The sequence below is a fragment of the Flammeovirgaceae bacterium SG7u.111 genome, from assembly GCA_034044135.1.
Lineage (GTDB): Bacteria > Bacteroidota > Bacteroidia > Cytophagales > Flammeovirgaceae.
In genome coordinates, this window is the sequence record CP139021.1 from 2,273,731 (window position 1) to 2,289,407 (window position 15,677).

Genomic DNA, 15,677 nt, shown 5'->3' on the forward strand with positions numbered 1-15,677 from the left:
TAATGAAGGGTAAACCGGTTCTATTTAGTCAAATACCTAAGTTATTCTGAACCAATGAAAAAGCTAAATCCATATATAATCGATACTACGCTGAGGGATGGTGAGCAAACTCCTGGTGTTGCATTTTCGATAGATGAAAAAATGAAAATCGCCGCTATGCTTGATGAGCTTGGGATAGATGAGGTAGAAGCTGGGACACCGGTGATTGGGGAGGAAGAACAAGAAGCGATATCTACAATTGCCCAAGCTGGGTTTTGCTTCAAAACCTCCAGCTGGTGTAGGGCAAAAACTGAGGATATCGTCCAAGCAGCAAGGCTAGGAGCGCAATGTATCAATATTTCTTTGCCTGTTTCTAGCATCCAGATGGAGACACTGGGCAAAGACCGAAGGTGGGTGATGGGTCAGTTGAAAGAAACCCTAGCCTTGGCAAAAGGCTTGTTCCCCCACGTGACGATGGGCGCACAAGATGCCAGCAGAGCAGAACCCGAGTTTCTCCAACATTACATATGGAATGCGATTGATGCTGGTGCCGACCGGATCAGAATTGCCGATACGGTCGGGATATTGGATCCAATAGAAACTTTTGAATTTATTTCAGGTTTGAAAAAACTGTTTTCCTTCCAACCTATCGAGTTCCATGGGCATAACGATTACGGAATGGCAACCGCAAATGCTGTGGCAGCCATGAAAGCAGGAGCAGATTGCATAAGTGCAACGGTTAACGGTTTGGGTGAGCGAGCAGGAAATTCCGCCTTAGAAGAGCTGATCGCTTATTTGTATTCCAAGCAGGGAGCTGATCGGTTTTGTACGAAGATTCTCAACCAGCTATGTCGCTATGTAGCTGCCTTAAGCGATTCGGCAATTCCCAAGCAAAAAGCCATTACGGGCGGGAACGCATTCAGGCACGAGTCGGGCATTCATACTTCGGCCATCTTGCGAAATGTAAAATCTTACCAAGTCATTAACCCGGCAGATTTTGGGGTAGAAGGTACGCGGATCGCTTTGGGAAAACATTCGGGCAAGGCTTCTTTTGAAGCCTTTTCCCAAAGGAATATCGAACGTTGGAACGAGATTCAGCTGACCGAGCCCTTCTTCTCAGGTGAGTAGGTTGCTTGGAATGGTTTCGCCCAACATATAATTCCTCATATGGAATTGTTCTTTGAAGCCCAGGCGTTCGTAGATTCCTTTGCCCATTGCCGAGGCTTGAAGAACCAAATGCTTGGCTTGGTTTTCTCTTGATTTGTTGATCAATTGCTTCATTATCTGTTCGGCAAAGCCTTTTTTTCTCATTTCGGGAATGACTCCAACGCCGTGGATGCCCGCTACCGCTCCTGTTTGGTAAAGGATGGCAGTACCTACGGGTTGGTTTTTATGAAAAGCGAGGTAGAACGCAATAGAGCCCCAGGTTTTTTCCAGAATGTGCGCGCCTATTTTGTAACCAAACGCTTGGGGGTAAAGTTCTGCCCACAAGTTGGCTTCTTTTCTGGAGGAAATTCGCTGCAAAGAGAAGTCTTCTTGTTCCTCAAAAGCATTTGGGATTTCCATGTGCATACCTACTTGTTCAAAAATAAGCTCAAAGCCATTTTTCTCTAGCAACTTGTACCGCTGGCTTCCATCCAATTCCCAATGGGGAACGATCAACGGTGAAGAAGCAGATCGGATTTGCTCTTTTGCCTTGGCAATGTTGGGCTGGCTGATAGACTGCTTAAACCAGAGCCTGTTGGGCCAGTCGGAGTTTTTTATCTCGCAAAAGTCAAAAGCATCTTCTGACTGATAAGTGGCAAATGAAAAGCTTGCTTCTCTCCAAAAAGAAGTCAAGTTTGAGATATTTGCTTCAATTAAATTTTCTTGTTCTGCTTTCATTTCAAGTTGATTAAGACGATTCCGATGATCATGGAGAGAACTCCAAAAGCTTTTTTGAGGGTAATAGGTTCAATGGGCAAGTTTAACCAGCCAAATTGGCTAGCAACTACGGAAAAAAGGAGTTGCCCGCACAAGCCGAGGGAAATCATGGTAGCGATACCCAGCCTCGGGATGGTGTAATAGTATAAACTTAACCCTATTACGCTGCAAAGACCTCCTACAAACCACATGTAATAGGGGATGTTGGTTAGTTCTTCCCATTTGGGAACTTCCTTTATACTGAGAAGTACGAAGGTGATGGCGAAGATCAAACTGCTAGAAAAAGCGGCGACTGAGGCAAGTAAAGGGCTTTTTAGCAACACGCTTAGCTGGGCGTTCAGACCGCCTTGGGCAGCGAGAAACACCCCTCCCACAAAGGCGATGAGCGATAAAAGATATTGGTTCATGATAGATTGATTTTATTTGAACCAAAGGTAGGAAGGCTGAGCCGGTCCTGCATTTACATATGTTGATTTGGAAGGATTATTTCAAACTTTTCCTAATCCGGCTGAGCTGGGTGGGGGTGATGCCCAAATGGGAAGCGATGTGAAGTTGGGGGATGCGCTTATTGATATTGGGGTGCTTGGCGAGCAATTTCAAGTACCTTTCCTTTGCGTTTTCCATCACTATGGAAACCTCTCGTTGCTCTTTTTCAATCACCCAGTTTTTTTCCAAATAGGCTATGTAATAGTTTTTGAGGTCATCATGTTCGTTGATGAGCTTTCGGTATTCGCCGTATTTTAAGCTGATAAGGAGGGAGTCTTCCAAGGCTTCAATTTCGAACTTGGAAGGTTCGTTGAGCAACATCGATACCGTTGAACCAGCCAAGTCACCTTCTAGGAAAAGGTTTTTGTTGTACGAATTCCCCTCCGAATCCAAGAAAGAAGCCCTCAGCGCTCCTTTGCAAATGAAGAATACTTTTTTGGCTACTTGACTTATCCTTACCACAAGCTCTTCTTTTCTTACCTCTTCAAACAGGGAAATGGATTTGAGCAGCTCCCAAGAAGCATCGCTGATGGGATGGTAACTTTCAAATTTTGACCTTAGGTTGTTGTAGTATTTTTCTTTGTCTGTGAGCATAGGTCTTAAAAGTGACTTTGTTGTAATGGTGCTGAAATATGCTTCGAAATTATTAGAAATGAAAAAGAAGGGCTTGATTACCTATCTTTGGGGCTTTAGAGGGTGTTTAAAATTGTTTCTTCACGTTCCAAATGGCTTGTTTTGCCTTATATGTCGTTACTTTCCTTGTGAATAGCTCCACTATTACCTGCGAAAAGTGCCCAGTCGGTGTCCGATCATCTAAGTCAAAACAATTCCATTTTCACTAGTAAATAAAAACTTTAAACAACCTCTTAAAGAGTTTTGTGATGCTTATAAAACACAAACTAGCTCAGTTTTATAAAACAATAGTAAAACTATGTATGAGGAATAAATAAATTTTTAATAAATCAAAACTATAGAATTATGTCAAAAGTGAGTTTACTGCTGATAGGCATTATGCTGTCAGTAGGGTTGTCTGGGGGGACAATGGCTCAAACTTTGGTAACTGACGTTGGTGAACTTCAGGCTGCCATTGATACGCTATCTTCCGGTTCGGAAATTATATTGAAAAGTAAAATATGGTCAGATGTTAAAATTGACCTAAATGTAGAAGGAACTGCCGAGCGGCCTGTGATTATACGAGCAGAAGCAGCGGGTACAGTTTTTTTTGAAGGAAATACCAAGGTCCAACTTGGTGGGTCATATATCAAATTTGATGGTGTTGTGTTTCGCAATCCATCGGGCTTGGTCGTAAGCGATGATCGGATTGACCCAATTATTGAATTCAGGGATTCTGACAAGAATGTTTGCAACAATTGTACGGTCACGAATATTACCATTGATAGCTACAACGGTACGGAAGCGCAAGCTGAGGCTGTGTTCAAATGGATAATAGTCTATGGTCAAAACAATGAAATTAGCTACAGTTCTTTTGTAGGAAAGTACGGTGTGGGAAGTATCATCAATGATAATAGGGACGATTCGGACCCTGATTTTACCCGCATCCACCACAATTATTTGGCAGACCGGAAGCCAGTTGGCGAAATGAACGATCTTAACGATCAGGATGCGATCCGGATTGGAAATAGTTCTACTTCCTTGTCAGACTCTTACACCCAAGTGTATGAGAATTACTTTGACAATTGGTCGGGTGAGATAGAGATCATTTCCAACAAAAGCGGAAAAAATAAGTATTACAATAACACCTTTCGCAACTACCAGGGCTCACTTACGCTGAGGCATGGCGACAACTGTGAAGTGTATGGGAATTACTTTTTTGCCAGCCAAAATAATACTACGGCTGGCATCCGGGTGATAGGCGAAGGCCACCTAGTCTACAACAATTACATAGAAGGAGTGAATTCTAAAAAAGCAGGTGGTAGCACTTCGGGCGCTACGGGAGGTATCAATATTACTAATGGAAGGCCTGATACCGAACTGAATGGGTATTATCAAGTAAAGGATGCGAAGATTGTGAACAATACCTTTGTGGACTGCGATTTGGCTATTCGGGTGGGGACACAAGTAAAAAGTGATCTTACGCTAGCGCCTGAGAACCTTGAGATAGCGAATAATATCATGCTAAATTCGAGCAGCAAAGCGATAAGCGAAAATACAGCACCAATTGGGAATTCGACCTATACGGGGAATATCACACAAAATGGAGACTGGGACATTACCTTGGGTACAAATGGAAATATAGAATCAGCTTCGGGTTTGCTAGAGCAAGGGACGGATTTTTATAGGCTTGTTGCCGGTAGTGCCGCAATTGATGCTGGGCAAGATTCGTATGCTTTTCTTACCAAAGATATATTAGGAGGGGAAAGACCATCGGCTTTTGATGCCGGAGCCGAAGAGTTTGGTGCAAATGGTGAGCGCAAGCCTTTTGTGGAAGGAGATGTTGGGGTTTTGGTTGGCTTTGGAGCGGGAACTAATGGAGAGATTCCAGCTGAACTTTCGGCTTCGGTTTCCAGCCTTTCATTTGAGAGCGATTCGGCAGAGATTTCATTCAATGTGTTTTCAAATGTGAGTTGGGAAGTAAGCTCAGATGCTACTTGGTTGATCGTGAATCCTGAAAGCGGATCGAATAGCGGTGTGGTTACAGCTACTGTGAGCAAAAACACGGCTCTTGAGGAACGTTCGGCAACCTTGACCATAAGCGAAGTTGGGGGTTCGGAAGAGGTGAAAGTCACGGTGAGTCAGTCGGGAGAGACATCTGATGTAGTAGGGCTTGATAAAAATCAATTAGCTGATTTGGGCTTGTCGGTTTATCCAAACCCGGTAAGAAATGGGCAATTGCGCATCAGTTCGGAGCAAAAACTAATTGAGCATGTTCAGGTTGTGGATTTAGCTGGGAAGGTTCTTGTGGAGCAGAAAATGAAAAGTAAGGAGGTTTTGCTTGATGTAAGCAAGTTGACTTCGGGAATGTATATTGTGATTTTGCCAGGGTTAGGCTCACAACAAATATTGATCAAGAATAATTAAACCTGCTCTAAAAAAAACGAGTTCAAGAAGCTATTTGCCTTTCTTGAACTCGTTTTTTAGTGCTTATTTCACTTTTGTAACCAAAAGCTTTTTTCCTTCCAAGTAACCTTCCATAAGGTCTCCCGAATTGATTTTTTCAACACCATGTGCCGGCGTTCCTGTTAGCAAAATATCTCCAGGGTTGAGCGTCATGTAAGCAGAAACGTACTCAATGAGCTTGGCAAGGCTCGTGATCATAAGCGATGTATTTCCCTTTTGCTTTTCTACTCCGTTCACTGTGAGGGAAAAATTGATGTCGTTAAGGTCGGCAAAGTCTGAAACTGGTTGGAATGCTGCAATAGGCGTAGCTCCGTCAAAGCCTTTTGCCAAAGCCCAAGGTCCTTTGTTAGGCTCGCGGCTCTTCTTCAACACATCTTTTGCCGTAAGGTCATTGGCAACCGTGAGGGCGTCGATGTAATCAAGTGCATCAGCCGCTTTTACACCTTTACATTTTTTTCCTACCCTAAAGGCAATTTCTACTTCGTACCAAACGTCGTCTGAGATAGAAGGGAGGACTAAATCTTCGTCATTCTCTAAGAGCGATGAATCAGGTTTTGTGAAGATCAATGGGGTTACTTCGCCTTCTGGCTTTTCACTCATCTCGTTCACATAGTTTTTTCCAATTCCTATAATTTTCATAATAAAAAAGTTAGTGTTGTAAAATGCCGCAATATACTAGTTAGGGCCGATTAGTTTCAAAAATATTGTTGATCTTTCTCCAAAGAAATTCCTTTTAGAAGAGTGGTCGGTTTTCAAAAAAGTACTTTTGTTTTTCTATACACATAACTTATCTCGCTACTTCTTTTTATATTGGCATAGCCTGATCGTTAAAGTGCTTTGCTGAAAGATACAATAGGTTTTTCTATGTGTGGAATTCATTGGAAATACTGATTTGAGAGTTAAATCTGGAAGCGAAAGCCGAGAAACAAATAAGATGAATAAACTGATAGTTTCGATTGCCATTATCTTGATGGTACTTTCCTTTCCTGCCTGCCAACAGCTCAAACCCGAAAGACCTGAGGCTGAAACCTCTTTGCCTCCTTTGCAAAATGAGCTTTCCCGTATCAATTTTCCTGTGAGCTACGAAGTAAAACGATTGGAAGACCTTATTAATAAAAAACTGAAAGGGACTGTTCATGAAGATCTTAGCTACGATAACAATGGAGGCGACAACTTGAAGCTAGTAGTGAAGCGAGTTGGGCGTATCCAGTTAACAGCTAAAAACAATGTGCTGAAATACAATTTACCTCTCAATGTTTGGTTGCAAAAAAAGGTGTTGGGAAAAGGGAAAGATGGGTATAATGAGAACAAAGGAATGGATTTTACCGTCAATTTGTTTTTAGAAAGCTCGGTGGCGCTTGGGAGAAGTTGGAAATTATATACCGAGACGAAGTTGAAAAAAGTAGTTTGGGAAAAAGACCCTCAGTTGCGTATCTCTTTCATAAAAGTGAATATAAGGGGGATAGTCGACAATTTTTTACAAAAGAATTCAGGCTTACTCACCAAACAGATAGATCAGGCGGTTGGGAACGGAGTGAATGTGAAAAAATCCATTCAAAAGGTGTGGGTGGATATCCAAAAACCGATTCTGATTAATAAAAAAGTCCACAAAGTTTGGTTGAAAGCAGACCCTAAGGAAATTGGAATTGGAAATATCAAAACTAAAGGTGAAACACTTGTTATTCCCCTAAGTATTTCCGCTTTTTTTACCACCATGTATGGCAATTCACCCAAATGGAAAGCGAATAAAAAGCTGCCTTCGCTAAAATTGAATTCGATACCTCCCGCTGGGTTTAATATGGTTGTTTTAGCAAAAATTCCTCACAGTGAGATTAACCTTTTGTTGGCTAGCCAGCTAAAGGGGAAAGAACTTTTGATAGAAGATAATGAGTTGATAATTAATCGTGTAGAGGTGTTTGGGGGTGGTAAAAAACTATTTGTAAGGGTTTCAATAAAAGGAGATGTGAGCGGTGATATTTACTTTCAGGGCACGCCTACCTTCGATGCTAAGGAGACCGCTTTTTTTGTAGATAGCTTTGAGTTTGAGGTGAAAACACAAGAAGCGGTACTGTCCATGGCCGATTGGCTGATGCACGATACCTTGAAAAAGCAAATCAAAGAAGCTTTATATATTTCTTTGGAGGAAGAAGTAAAAATGTTACCCGAACTGATTTATAATGGGATTGAAAAGGGGAAATCTGGAAAGAAGTTCAGTTTGGTAGTAGATAAAATGGATGCGACTGTCAAAGATATTATTGTGACAGAGGGAGATATACAAGTGCTGCTTTTTGCAAATGGGAAAGCAAATTTAGAGTTAGAAGATTTGTAAGCATGACGAAGATTGGTCAGCAATTTTTTGAGGGGAATGATGTGGTGGCTATCGCCAAAAACCTATTGGGGAAGGAGCTTTATTCAAGTTTTGATGGAATAGTTACTGGAGGGGTAATTGTAGAAACGGAAGCGTATTGTGGGGAAACCGATCGGGCTTGCCATGCTTTTGGAGGAAAACGTACACCTCGCACCGAGGTGATGTTTCAAGAAGGGGGTAGGGCGTATGTCTATTTGTGTTATGGCATCCATTCTCTTTTTAATATTGTTACCAATAAGGAAAACCGTGCTGATGCAGTTCTGATTAGGGCGATAGAACCTACGTTGGGGTTAGAAGAGATGCTGCGGAGAAGGCAGATGAAAGAGGTAGAATATCGGCTAACAGCAGGACCAGGTGCCCTGGGGAAAGCTTTGGGGTTTGCTACAAAACACACGGGACTGCCTGTTTTTGGGGAAACAATCTGGCTAGAAGATCAGGGGGGAATGTATAGCGACCATGAGATATTGGCGAGCGCTAGGGTGGGTGTGGCTTATGCTGGCGAAGATGCTTTTTTACCATGGAGGTTTAGAATAAATAAAAATCCTTGGTGTAGTAAAGCAAAGTGAGCACAGATAGAGTTGATATCGTATTTTATGATTTGACTTCAGAAGGAAGTATTCATACCTATCAAAACAAATTCGGGAGTATATTTGGCCTTTGCTCTCTAATGCTGTAAAATATGATTCTCCACAGAGAACTGGCAAGGTTGAACTAACGGTAAAGAAGAGGATTCAAGCTATTTGATCAGCTGTTGGGATAATGGGTTGGGTATTGATCTAGATACTTATGGCGATGGAGTTTTCGGGGTTTACTAACGTTTCCATGCTAAGGAGCTTGGCTTGTACCTTGTGAAGATATTAAAGGCAAATATTTATGATTTCGCTTATGTCAAACTATTATTAATAGCTAGTGAGGCATAGCAGGGGTATAATAATTGGGTTTTTACTTCATTCTACAAGCTTATAGATAGATTCTCGTTTCATTTAAGTGTAGTTTTCATTTGGTACACCTTAAGTTAATAACCATAAATGCTAAAGAGAATTTGGTACAAAATAGCTGAAATAGGCTTGGGAAGGTTGGGGGATAAGGAAGAAGAGGGGAATGTTATCCTGATAAACAGGGTTTCAATTCTTACTGCTTGTGCTACTTTTCTTTTTTTAATAGTCTTTTTTGTATTCCTGCCTGGGAGGGGTTGGAATACTACTCGTTTATTAATATTAGGAGCAGGCATCTTTTTTTTAGCAATTCCTTTGATTAACTATTTTGGACGGTACTTTCTTGCCAAAATTGTAATTATTTGGAGTCCTATATTATTCATTATTGTTGTTACTATTCTGCATAAAACACTATTTCCTCAAAATGTAACTCTTATGTCTTTTTTCCACTACAGGTTTTTAGCCATTTCGTGTAGTGTATTTCCTTTCCTGATCTTCAATTCGAGGCAAAAAAAAATGATCTTTATAAACCTACTACCAAGCTTTATAGTACTGGCTTTTGGAGAGTATATTCATGAATATTTTGGTGTGGGGCTAAGTGATTTTGGCATTATGAATAAAGATGCAATAGTTTTTGAGATTGTTATAGTTATATCCTATTTTTTTTTACTCGGGTTTGTTTATAGCCTTCGCTCCGTATCAGATAGATATCAGAAAAAAGTGGATAATCAAAATAGGGACTTAGCGCAGGTAAATACGGAGGTTATGATACAGTCTGAAGAACTGGCTTTGAGTAATGAGAACTTGATTGAAGCGAACCATATTATTGAGGAGCAAAATAAGATGTTGGAAGAAATGGTTGAAGAAAAAACTTCTCACTTGAAAAGTGTTAATGAACAACTTACACTCCAGAACAATGAATTGTCAGAGTTTTCATTTACTGTTTCTCATAAATTAAAGTCCCCTGTAGCTACTATATCGGGACTAATAAATCTCTTCGATAGGAATGATATGTCTTCTGAAAATAGTGAGCTAGTTGAGTATATTGAACGCTCCTGTACTTCTATGGATGAATTATTTCATGAGATATTGAACCTTCGGTCAGAGTTGAATCAAAAGTATAGCAGGTTTGGGTTGGCAAAAAAGTTTGATGAACTGGTTATGAAACTAACCGAAGGAGAGGAGGTAGAGGGGCTTGACATAAAATTAAATGACAAAACTATCAATGGAACTCTCTTTACTAACAAATTAAAGTTTGATAGTATATTGAGCCACCTAATCAGCAATGCTATTAAATACCGCTCTAATTGCCGTGAACCCAAAGTAGAGGTTACAGTTTTGGAAGATGAACACAATTATTACCTTTCGGTTTGGGATAATGGATTAGGGATTGATTTAGAATTATATAGAGAGAAAGTATTTGGAATGTTTCAGCGCTTCCATACCCACACCGATGGCAAGGGGCTTGGTTTGTATTTAGTAAAAGCGCAAGCAGAATCAATGGGAGGTTCGGCTACTGTCAGCAGTAAGCTGAACGAGTTCACCAAGTTTGATATTAGGTTCAAAAAAAGCCAAAAGGTACTAGCCGAAAACTAGAACAACATCATTTTCATTTATAGCCCAGTAAGCCTTTCTATTCCTTCATTCTAGCCGCTTTTTTTTCCTAACTTAGTGCATATTTATCACTCATTTGCAACTGTATATTGTGCAAGTTAGGCATAAGAGTGTGATTACGAGGATCAATTAACCGATAATCAGATGGGCATATTGTTGGAAGATAATTATAAACACAAGGGGCTGAGGAATTCGTTGGTAAATAACTTGAGAAAAAAAGGAATTTATGACGAGCATATTCTGAATGCGTTTATGGAAGTACCCCGTCATTTTTTTCTCGATTCGGCATTTGAGAATCATGCCTATGAGGACAAAGCCTTTGGAATAGGTGAGGGGCAAACCATTTCTCAACCCTACACCGTTGCAGTGCAAACTAGCCTTTTGGACATAAAAAAATCGGATAAGGTTCTGGAGATAGGAACTGGTTCAGGGTTTCAAGCGTGTATTCTTGCTGAGATGGGTTGCCAGTTGTTCACCATCGAATATAACCGCAAGCTATATTCGAAAGCTCGAAAAATGCTGGACAGACTGGGATATTCTTCCCATATTACTTGTGGAGATGGCTCGAAAGGCTTGCCGCTTTATGCCCCATTCGACAAGATTTTGGTGACTGCGGGTGCACCCATGGTACCCAAGGCATTAGTTGAGCAATTGGCGGTTGGTGGAGTATTGGTAATCCCTGTGGGAGATCGGCAAATCCAGAAAATGTTGAAGATCACCAAGGTGGAAGAGGGTAAAATAAAGAAAGAAGAGTATGGGGACTTTAGCTTTGTAAAGCTTAGAGGGAAGCAGGGCTGGCAATAATTGATCTATAACAAGTTAAGAAAGAGACTAACTGAAAAAAATAAAATGAGCAAAATAGTAAAAACACCTTTGGAGTCATTGGTGAACATGATGGAAATGGTAATGCCCAATGACACGAACCCACTTAATAATTTGATGGGAGGGAGGCTTATGCATCATATGGACATTGCAGCGGCAATTTCGGCACAAAGGCATTCCAATAGCGTAGTGGTAACTGCATCGGTAGATAATGTGTCCTTTGATCATGCCATTCCCATGGGGAATATAGTTTCGTTTGAATCGAAAGTTACCCGTGCTTTTAAAACGTCGATGGAAGTGTATATTAAAGTGGTTTCGGAGAATATCCCGAAGGGTCATAAAACTTTTACCAACCATGCATTTTTCACCTTCGTGGCAGTGAATTCTGAGGGTAGGCCCGTTGAAGTACCTGCTATAAAACCAGAAACGGAGGAAGAGAAGAAGTTTTACGAAGATGCTCTTCAAAGGCGTCAGTTGCGCTTGATTATGGCGGGAAGGTTAAAGCCTACTGAGGCTCCAGAGTTGAAAGCTCTTTTTGTGAAACCGTAGGTTGAAGAAAGAAATATGATAACTAGAAGGACTAGCTTTTTAGAAAACGAGTAAAATAAAAGCCCCACTCAATTGAGTGGGGCTTTCGTATGTTATAAGCTTAGGTTACGAATTACTCGTCACCTTTCTTTTTGCTCATGTCCTCTTTCAATTGTGAAAGAACGTCCAAGTCACCAAAAGTAGCTTTAGAATCGTTTTCTTTGTTCACTTTGTCTACTGTCTTACCAGAACCTTTAGCTCCACCAGCTTTCTTAGCTTGTGGCTTGCTAGTTGGTGCTTCTTCTTTGTAAGTATGTAGGTGAGATAATACGATACGCTTGTCATCTTTAGAGAACTCAAGTACTTTGCACTCGATTGCTTCTCCTATTTCAGGAATAGAACCGTCTTCTTTCTTAATGTTTTTATTGGTGCAGAATCCTTCGATACCATAAGGTAACTCAAGTACCACGCCTTTGTCATTTTTAGAAAGAACAGTACACTTGTGAGTTGAGCCTTGAGTAAATACATCTTCAAATGCATTCCAAGGGTTCTCTTCAAGTTGTTTGTGACCCAAAGCAAGACGTTTTTGGTCTACATCAAGCTCTAATACTACAACTTCCAACTCTTCGCTTACCTTGATAAACTCAGAAGGGTGTTTGATTTTCTTAGTCCAGCTCAAGTCAGAAACGTGAACTAATCCGTCGATACCTTCTTCAAGCTCCAAGAACAGACCGAAGTTGGTCAAGTTCCTTACGATACCTTTGTGCTGAGTGCCTACAGCGTATTTAACCAACAGATCTGAACGAGTCCAAGGATCTTCAGTCAATTGCTTGATGCCTAATGACATTTTTCTGTTGTCACGGTCGATAGTAAGAACTACCGCATCAACGTTATCGCTCACTTTCAAGAAGTCTTGTGGGTTACGCAAGTGCTGCGACCAAGACATTTCTGAAACGTGGATAAGACCTTCCACACCAGGAACGATTTCCAAGAATGCTCCGTAATCAGCTACATTTACGATACGTCCAGAAACTTTCGTTCCAACATCGATAGCTGTATCCAAAGAATCCCATGGGTGAGGCGTCAATTGCTTCATACCCAAAGAGATACGTTTCTTGTCATCGTCAAAGTCAAGAACTACGACTTTCACTGTTTGGTCAAGGTTAAGCAACTCTTCTGGGTGGCTGATACGACCCCAAGAAATATCTGTAATGTGAAGTAGACCATCTACACCACCAAGGTCGATGAATACACCGAAATTGGTCATGTTCTTGATCACACCTTCCAATACTTGCCCTCTTTCGAGGTTGTTCAAGATTTCTGCTTTTTGCTTTTCGAGATCTTTCTCGATAAGTACTTTGTGTGAAACTACTACGTTGTCGTTGGCATAGTTGATTTTTACTACTTTCAACTCCATTTTCTTGCCTACGAATACGTCGAAGTCACGGATAGGCTTCACATCAATTTGTGAACCTGGTAAGAATGACTCGATGCTGAAGATATCTACGATCAAACCACCTTTGGTTCTTCTCTTAACTACACCTTCAATTACCTCGTCATTTTCGAAAGCTGACTGGATATTCTCCCAAGCTCTAACTATTTTCGCCTTTCTTCTAGAAAGAACGAGTTGTCCGTTGGCATCCTCTTGGTCTTCGATGTATACTTCAAAAGTATCGCCGATGTTCAAGTCCTCAACGTCCCTGAATTCGTTACGAGAAACCAATCCATCCGATTTGAAACCGATGTTCAATACCACCTCACGATCGGTTACACTTACAACAGTGCCCTCGATCACCTCTTTTTCACTGATCTCGGTCAATGTATTGTCATACATTGCCAACATCCTGTCTTTTTCCTCTTGCGAATAGTCGGCTCCGAAGCCTTTTGGGTCTAGATCATCCCAATTGAAATCCTGCTCGCTGCTTTGTGATTTTAATTCTTCTGACATATAAATATGAAGCACTTATTACGCCCCGATCGTAGTGCCATCTGACCAGAGATTAGTTAAAAATGAAATTGATTGATTATTAAATAGTTAAATACCTTTAATGAAAAGGTGTGCAAAGGTAAGAATATCCTCAATGCTAGTCAATTAGCTATGCAAATATTTTGGCTGTTTTGGGAAAATAATTCCAGAATGGAGGGGGTTATCATCGTGTTTAGTTTTAAAACCTCAAAATAAGCTCTTTTTCGCCCAGCTTTCGCATTTGTTTTAAGAAATTGAAGGAAGTATTATCTTTTTAATAACTCAAGGACATTAGTTTTATAGAGCTTTCCTATTGGAATGGTATAAGCAGCTATCAATATTCTGCTGCCCTCGATACTGCTTATGTGTTTTTTTGCGACAAAAAAAGATTTATGAACCCTTATAAAACACTCTGGGGCGAGTTTCTTAGATATATCTGAAATTTTCTCTCTTACCACGATGGAATTATCTTTTAAAACCACCTTAGCATAATTTCCTGCCGCTTCTATATAAAGGATGTCATCTAACTTTACCTGAACATGTTTTTTATCGCTATAAAGAAAGACATGGTCAGAATTGCTATTTTCTATATGTTGGGTAGTTGATTGCGTAGTGTCGTTTACCTGAACAGCTTTGTTGACGGCTTTTAAAAACCGCTCAAAACTAAAAGGCTTCAACAGGTAATCGGTGATTTCTAACTCATAACCTTCCAGTGCATATTCTTTGTAAGCGGTAGTGACTATTACTTTGGGTTTGTTGGGTAATGTTTTCAAAAAATCAAACCCCTTGAGTTTTGGCATGTTCAAATCTAAAAACAGTAAATCTACTGTGTTTTCCCTTAAATAATCCAAGGCTTCAAAAGCATCGTAACAGTGCTTCATTAACTTCATGTTGGGTAGCATATCACAATACCCTTTGATTATCTCATGAGCCATGTGCTCATCGTCTATGATAAGATACCTAACCATTTCGCAGTTGCAATTGAGCCTTAAAAACCGATTTGTTAGTAGTAAATATAAGGGTATGTTTTTTAGGGTAAGCTAACTCTAGCCTGCGTTTTAAGTTTTTTAATCCAATCCCTTTTTCCTCGGCAAGCTCGTTTGCTTCAAAGTTGTTTTCTATTTCAAAATCAACAGTCCCATTTTTTTCCTGCAACTTAATGGAAATAAAGGCATTTTCACGCAAGTTTTCAACTCCATGTTTGAAAGCGTTCTCCAAAAGGATAATGAATATCAGGGGCATTATTTTGGCATCATCATTTATATTAGTATTGAATTGTATATCAATGTTTTTGTGATAGCGCATTTTATGTAATTCAATATAGTTTTTCAGGTAGGCTATTTCCTCTTCTAGGGGCACAAGTTTCTTTTCACCTTCATAGATACTATAGCGCATTAAGTCAGACAGCTTTAAAATGAGCGCTTTTGATCGTTCGGTATCTTTATCAACCATGCCGTATAAATTGTTAAGCATGTTAAAAAAGAAATGTGGGTTTACTTGACTTTGCAGGTGCAGCAACTCATTTTTTGTGTTCTCATTTTTCAGCCTCATGAAAGACTGTAACTGCATGATAATCCAGATGATTCCTGCTACCAGAAGAAGGGCGTAATAGATCACAACTATAATTCCGACCGCTGATGGATAATCTGCTAGAAATACGACGGATTCATTTCCGAGTATAATTGCTTCGTAGGCGGTTAGCCCTAAGGGAATAGCAATTGAAATGAAGACGAAACTTTTGGCTAGTAACCAGTTGTTTTTTTGTAAAGTAGAAATCATTCTGAAAGGTAATCTTTTTAAATAGGAGGCTGCTATAAAAAGTGATGAACGACTTCTGTTGAGGTTCATAAACCCTTCCAAAGGTGATGAAATAACTTCCAATGCACTGTAGGTAGTTGTGTCACTGTACCATCTCTGCTCATCACTAAAATTTACATCCCACCCTTCTTTGATGGACATTTGTTTTGATCAAAAAAAC

14 protein-coding genes are annotated in these 15,677 nt (G+C 40.3%); 7 read left to right on the plus strand and 7 right to left on the minus strand.

The features are described from left to right. The first annotated feature begins 54 nt into the window (after positions 1-54). A complete protein-coding gene (locus tag R9C00_08975) occupies positions 55-1,107 on the plus strand; it encodes a homocitrate synthase (protein ID WPO37580.1) in 1,053 nt (350 codons plus the stop codon). On the opposite strand, the gene R9C00_08980 is transcribed toward R9C00_08975, so the two are convergent. From R9C00_08980 to R9C00_08990, 3 genes are all read right to left on the minus strand, one after another. Continuing rightward, a complete protein-coding gene (locus R9C00_08980) occupies positions 1,096-1,863 on the minus strand; it encodes a GNAT family N-acetyltransferase (GenBank protein WPO37581.1) in 768 nt (255 codons plus the stop codon). The two genes, R9C00_08975 and R9C00_08980, sit on opposite strands and share 12 nt — an antisense overlap. Then, entirely contained in the window at positions 1,860-2,309 is a 450-nt protein-coding gene (locus R9C00_08985; GenBank protein WPO37582.1) for a DMT family transporter, read from the minus strand. The genes R9C00_08980 and R9C00_08985 overlap by 4 nt, the downstream gene beginning before the upstream one ends. A gap of 76 nt (positions 2,310-2,385) precedes the next feature. Then, the gene (locus R9C00_08990; protein ID WPO37583.1) at positions 2,386-2,982 is read right to left on the minus strand and encodes a Crp/Fnr family transcriptional regulator; all 597 of its coding nucleotides are present in this window, start codon (positions 2,980-2,982) and stop codon (positions 2,386-2,388) included. 384 nt (positions 2,983-3,366) lie between these two features. On the opposite strand from R9C00_08990, the gene R9C00_08995 reads away from it, so the two are divergent. Next, positions 3,367-5,427 carry a chondroitinase-B domain-containing protein gene (locus R9C00_08995; protein ID WPO37584.1) on the plus strand — a complete coding sequence of 687 codons (2,061 nt, stop codon included), beginning with the start codon at positions 3,367-3,369 and terminating at the stop codon, positions 5,425-5,427. 63 nt (positions 5,428-5,490) lie between these two features. On the opposite strand, the gene R9C00_09000 is transcribed toward R9C00_08995, so the two are convergent. After that, on the minus strand, positions 5,491-6,105 hold the full coding sequence (locus R9C00_09000) for a fumarylacetoacetate hydrolase family protein (protein WPO37585.1): 615 nt from the start codon (positions 6,103-6,105) through the stop codon (positions 5,491-5,493). 295 nt (positions 6,106-6,400) lie between these two features. Here R9C00_09000 and R9C00_09005 point away from each other — a divergent pair, with 295 nt between their 5' ends. From R9C00_09005 to R9C00_09025, 5 genes are all read left to right on the plus strand, one after another. Then, a complete protein-coding gene (locus tag R9C00_09005) occupies positions 6,401-7,795 on the plus strand; it encodes a DUF4403 family protein (protein WPO37586.1) in 1,395 nt (464 codons plus the stop codon). A 2-nt stretch (positions 7,796-7,797) separates the two neighbouring features. Continuing rightward, entirely contained in the window at positions 7,798-8,400 is a 603-nt protein-coding gene (locus R9C00_09010; protein ID WPO37587.1) for a DNA-3-methyladenine glycosylase, read from the plus strand. Between the two features lie 885 nt (positions 8,401-9,285). After that, a complete protein-coding gene (locus R9C00_09015) occupies positions 9,286-10,365 on the plus strand; it encodes a HAMP domain-containing sensor histidine kinase (GenBank protein WPO37588.1) in 1,080 nt (359 codons plus the stop codon). A 162-nt stretch (positions 10,366-10,527) separates the two neighbouring features. Further along, entirely contained in the window at positions 10,528-11,187 is a 660-nt protein-coding gene (locus R9C00_09020; protein ID WPO37589.1) for a protein-L-isoaspartate(D-aspartate) O-methyltransferase, read from the plus strand. Between the two features lie 45 nt (positions 11,188-11,232). After that, positions 11,233-11,754, plus strand: coding sequence for an acyl-CoA thioesterase (locus R9C00_09025; protein ID WPO37590.1), 522 nt, complete (start codon positions 11,233-11,235; stop codon positions 11,752-11,754). 112 nt (positions 11,755-11,866) lie between these two features. Here R9C00_09025 and rpsA read toward each other — a convergent pair whose 3' ends face one another. From rpsA to R9C00_09040, 3 genes are all read right to left on the minus strand, one after another. Beyond that, positions 11,867-13,681, minus strand: a complete 1,815-nt coding sequence (rpsA, locus tag R9C00_09030) for a 30S ribosomal protein S1 (protein ID WPO37591.1) — start codon at positions 13,679-13,681, stop codon at positions 11,867-11,869. Between the two features lie 284 nt (positions 13,682-13,965). Beyond that, complete coding sequence (locus tag R9C00_09035; GenBank protein WPO37592.1) at positions 13,966-14,667, minus strand: LytTR family DNA-binding domain-containing protein; 702 nt, start codon at positions 14,665-14,667, stop codon at positions 13,966-13,968. Continuing rightward, positions 14,660-15,658 carry a histidine kinase gene (locus R9C00_09040; protein WPO37593.1) on the minus strand — a complete coding sequence of 333 codons (999 nt, stop codon included), beginning with the start codon at positions 15,656-15,658 and terminating at the stop codon, positions 14,660-14,662. The genes R9C00_09035 and R9C00_09040 overlap by 8 nt, the downstream gene beginning before the upstream one ends. Between the last annotated feature and the right edge of the window lie 19 nt (positions 15,659-15,677).

What these genes read in the sequence shown, in the direction of transcription:
- R9C00_08975 (WPO37580.1), top strand. Translation starts at nt 55, where the DNA reads ATGAAAAAGCTAAATCCATATATAATCGATACTACGCTGAGGGATGGT.
- R9C00_09020 (WPO37589.1), top strand. Translation starts at nt 10,528, where the DNA reads ATGGGCATATTGTTGGAAGATAATTATAAACACAAGGGGCTGAGGAAT.
- R9C00_08990 (WPO37583.1), bottom strand. Translation starts at nt 2,982, where the DNA reads ATGCTCACAGACAAAGAAAAATACTACAACAACCTAAGGTCAAAATTT.
- R9C00_09015 (WPO37588.1), top strand. Translation starts at nt 9,286, where the DNA reads ATGATCTTTATAAACCTACTACCAAGCTTTATAGTACTGGCTTTTGGA.
- R9C00_08980 (WPO37581.1), bottom strand. Translation starts at nt 1,863, where the DNA reads ATGAAAGCAGAACAAGAAAATTTAATTGAAGCAAATATCTCAAACTTG.
- R9C00_09010 (WPO37587.1), top strand. Translation starts at nt 7,798, where the DNA reads ATGACGAAGATTGGTCAGCAATTTTTTGAGGGGAATGATGTGGTGGCT.
- R9C00_09005 (WPO37586.1), top strand. Translation starts at nt 6,401, where the DNA reads ATGAATAAACTGATAGTTTCGATTGCCATTATCTTGATGGTACTTTCC.
- R9C00_09025 (WPO37590.1), top strand. Translation starts at nt 11,233, where the DNA reads ATGAGCAAAATAGTAAAAACACCTTTGGAGTCATTGGTGAACATGATG.
- R9C00_09040 (WPO37593.1), bottom strand. Translation starts at nt 15,658, where the DNA reads ATGTCCATCAAAGAAGGGTGGGATGTAAATTTTAGTGATGAGCAGAGA.
- R9C00_08985 (WPO37582.1), bottom strand. Translation starts at nt 2,309, where the DNA reads ATGAACCAATATCTTTTATCGCTCATCGCCTTTGTGGGAGGGGTGTTT.
- R9C00_09035 (WPO37592.1), bottom strand. Translation starts at nt 14,667, where the DNA reads ATGGTTAGGTATCTTATCATAGACGATGAGCACATGGCTCATGAGATA.
- R9C00_08995 (WPO37584.1), top strand. Translation starts at nt 3,367, where the DNA reads ATGTCAAAAGTGAGTTTACTGCTGATAGGCATTATGCTGTCAGTAGGG.
- rpsA (WPO37591.1), bottom strand. Translation starts at nt 13,681, where the DNA reads ATGTCAGAAGAATTAAAATCACAAAGCAGCGAGCAGGATTTCAATTGG.
- R9C00_09000 (WPO37585.1), bottom strand. Translation starts at nt 6,105, where the DNA reads ATGAAAATTATAGGAATTGGAAAAAACTATGTGAACGAGATGAGTGAA.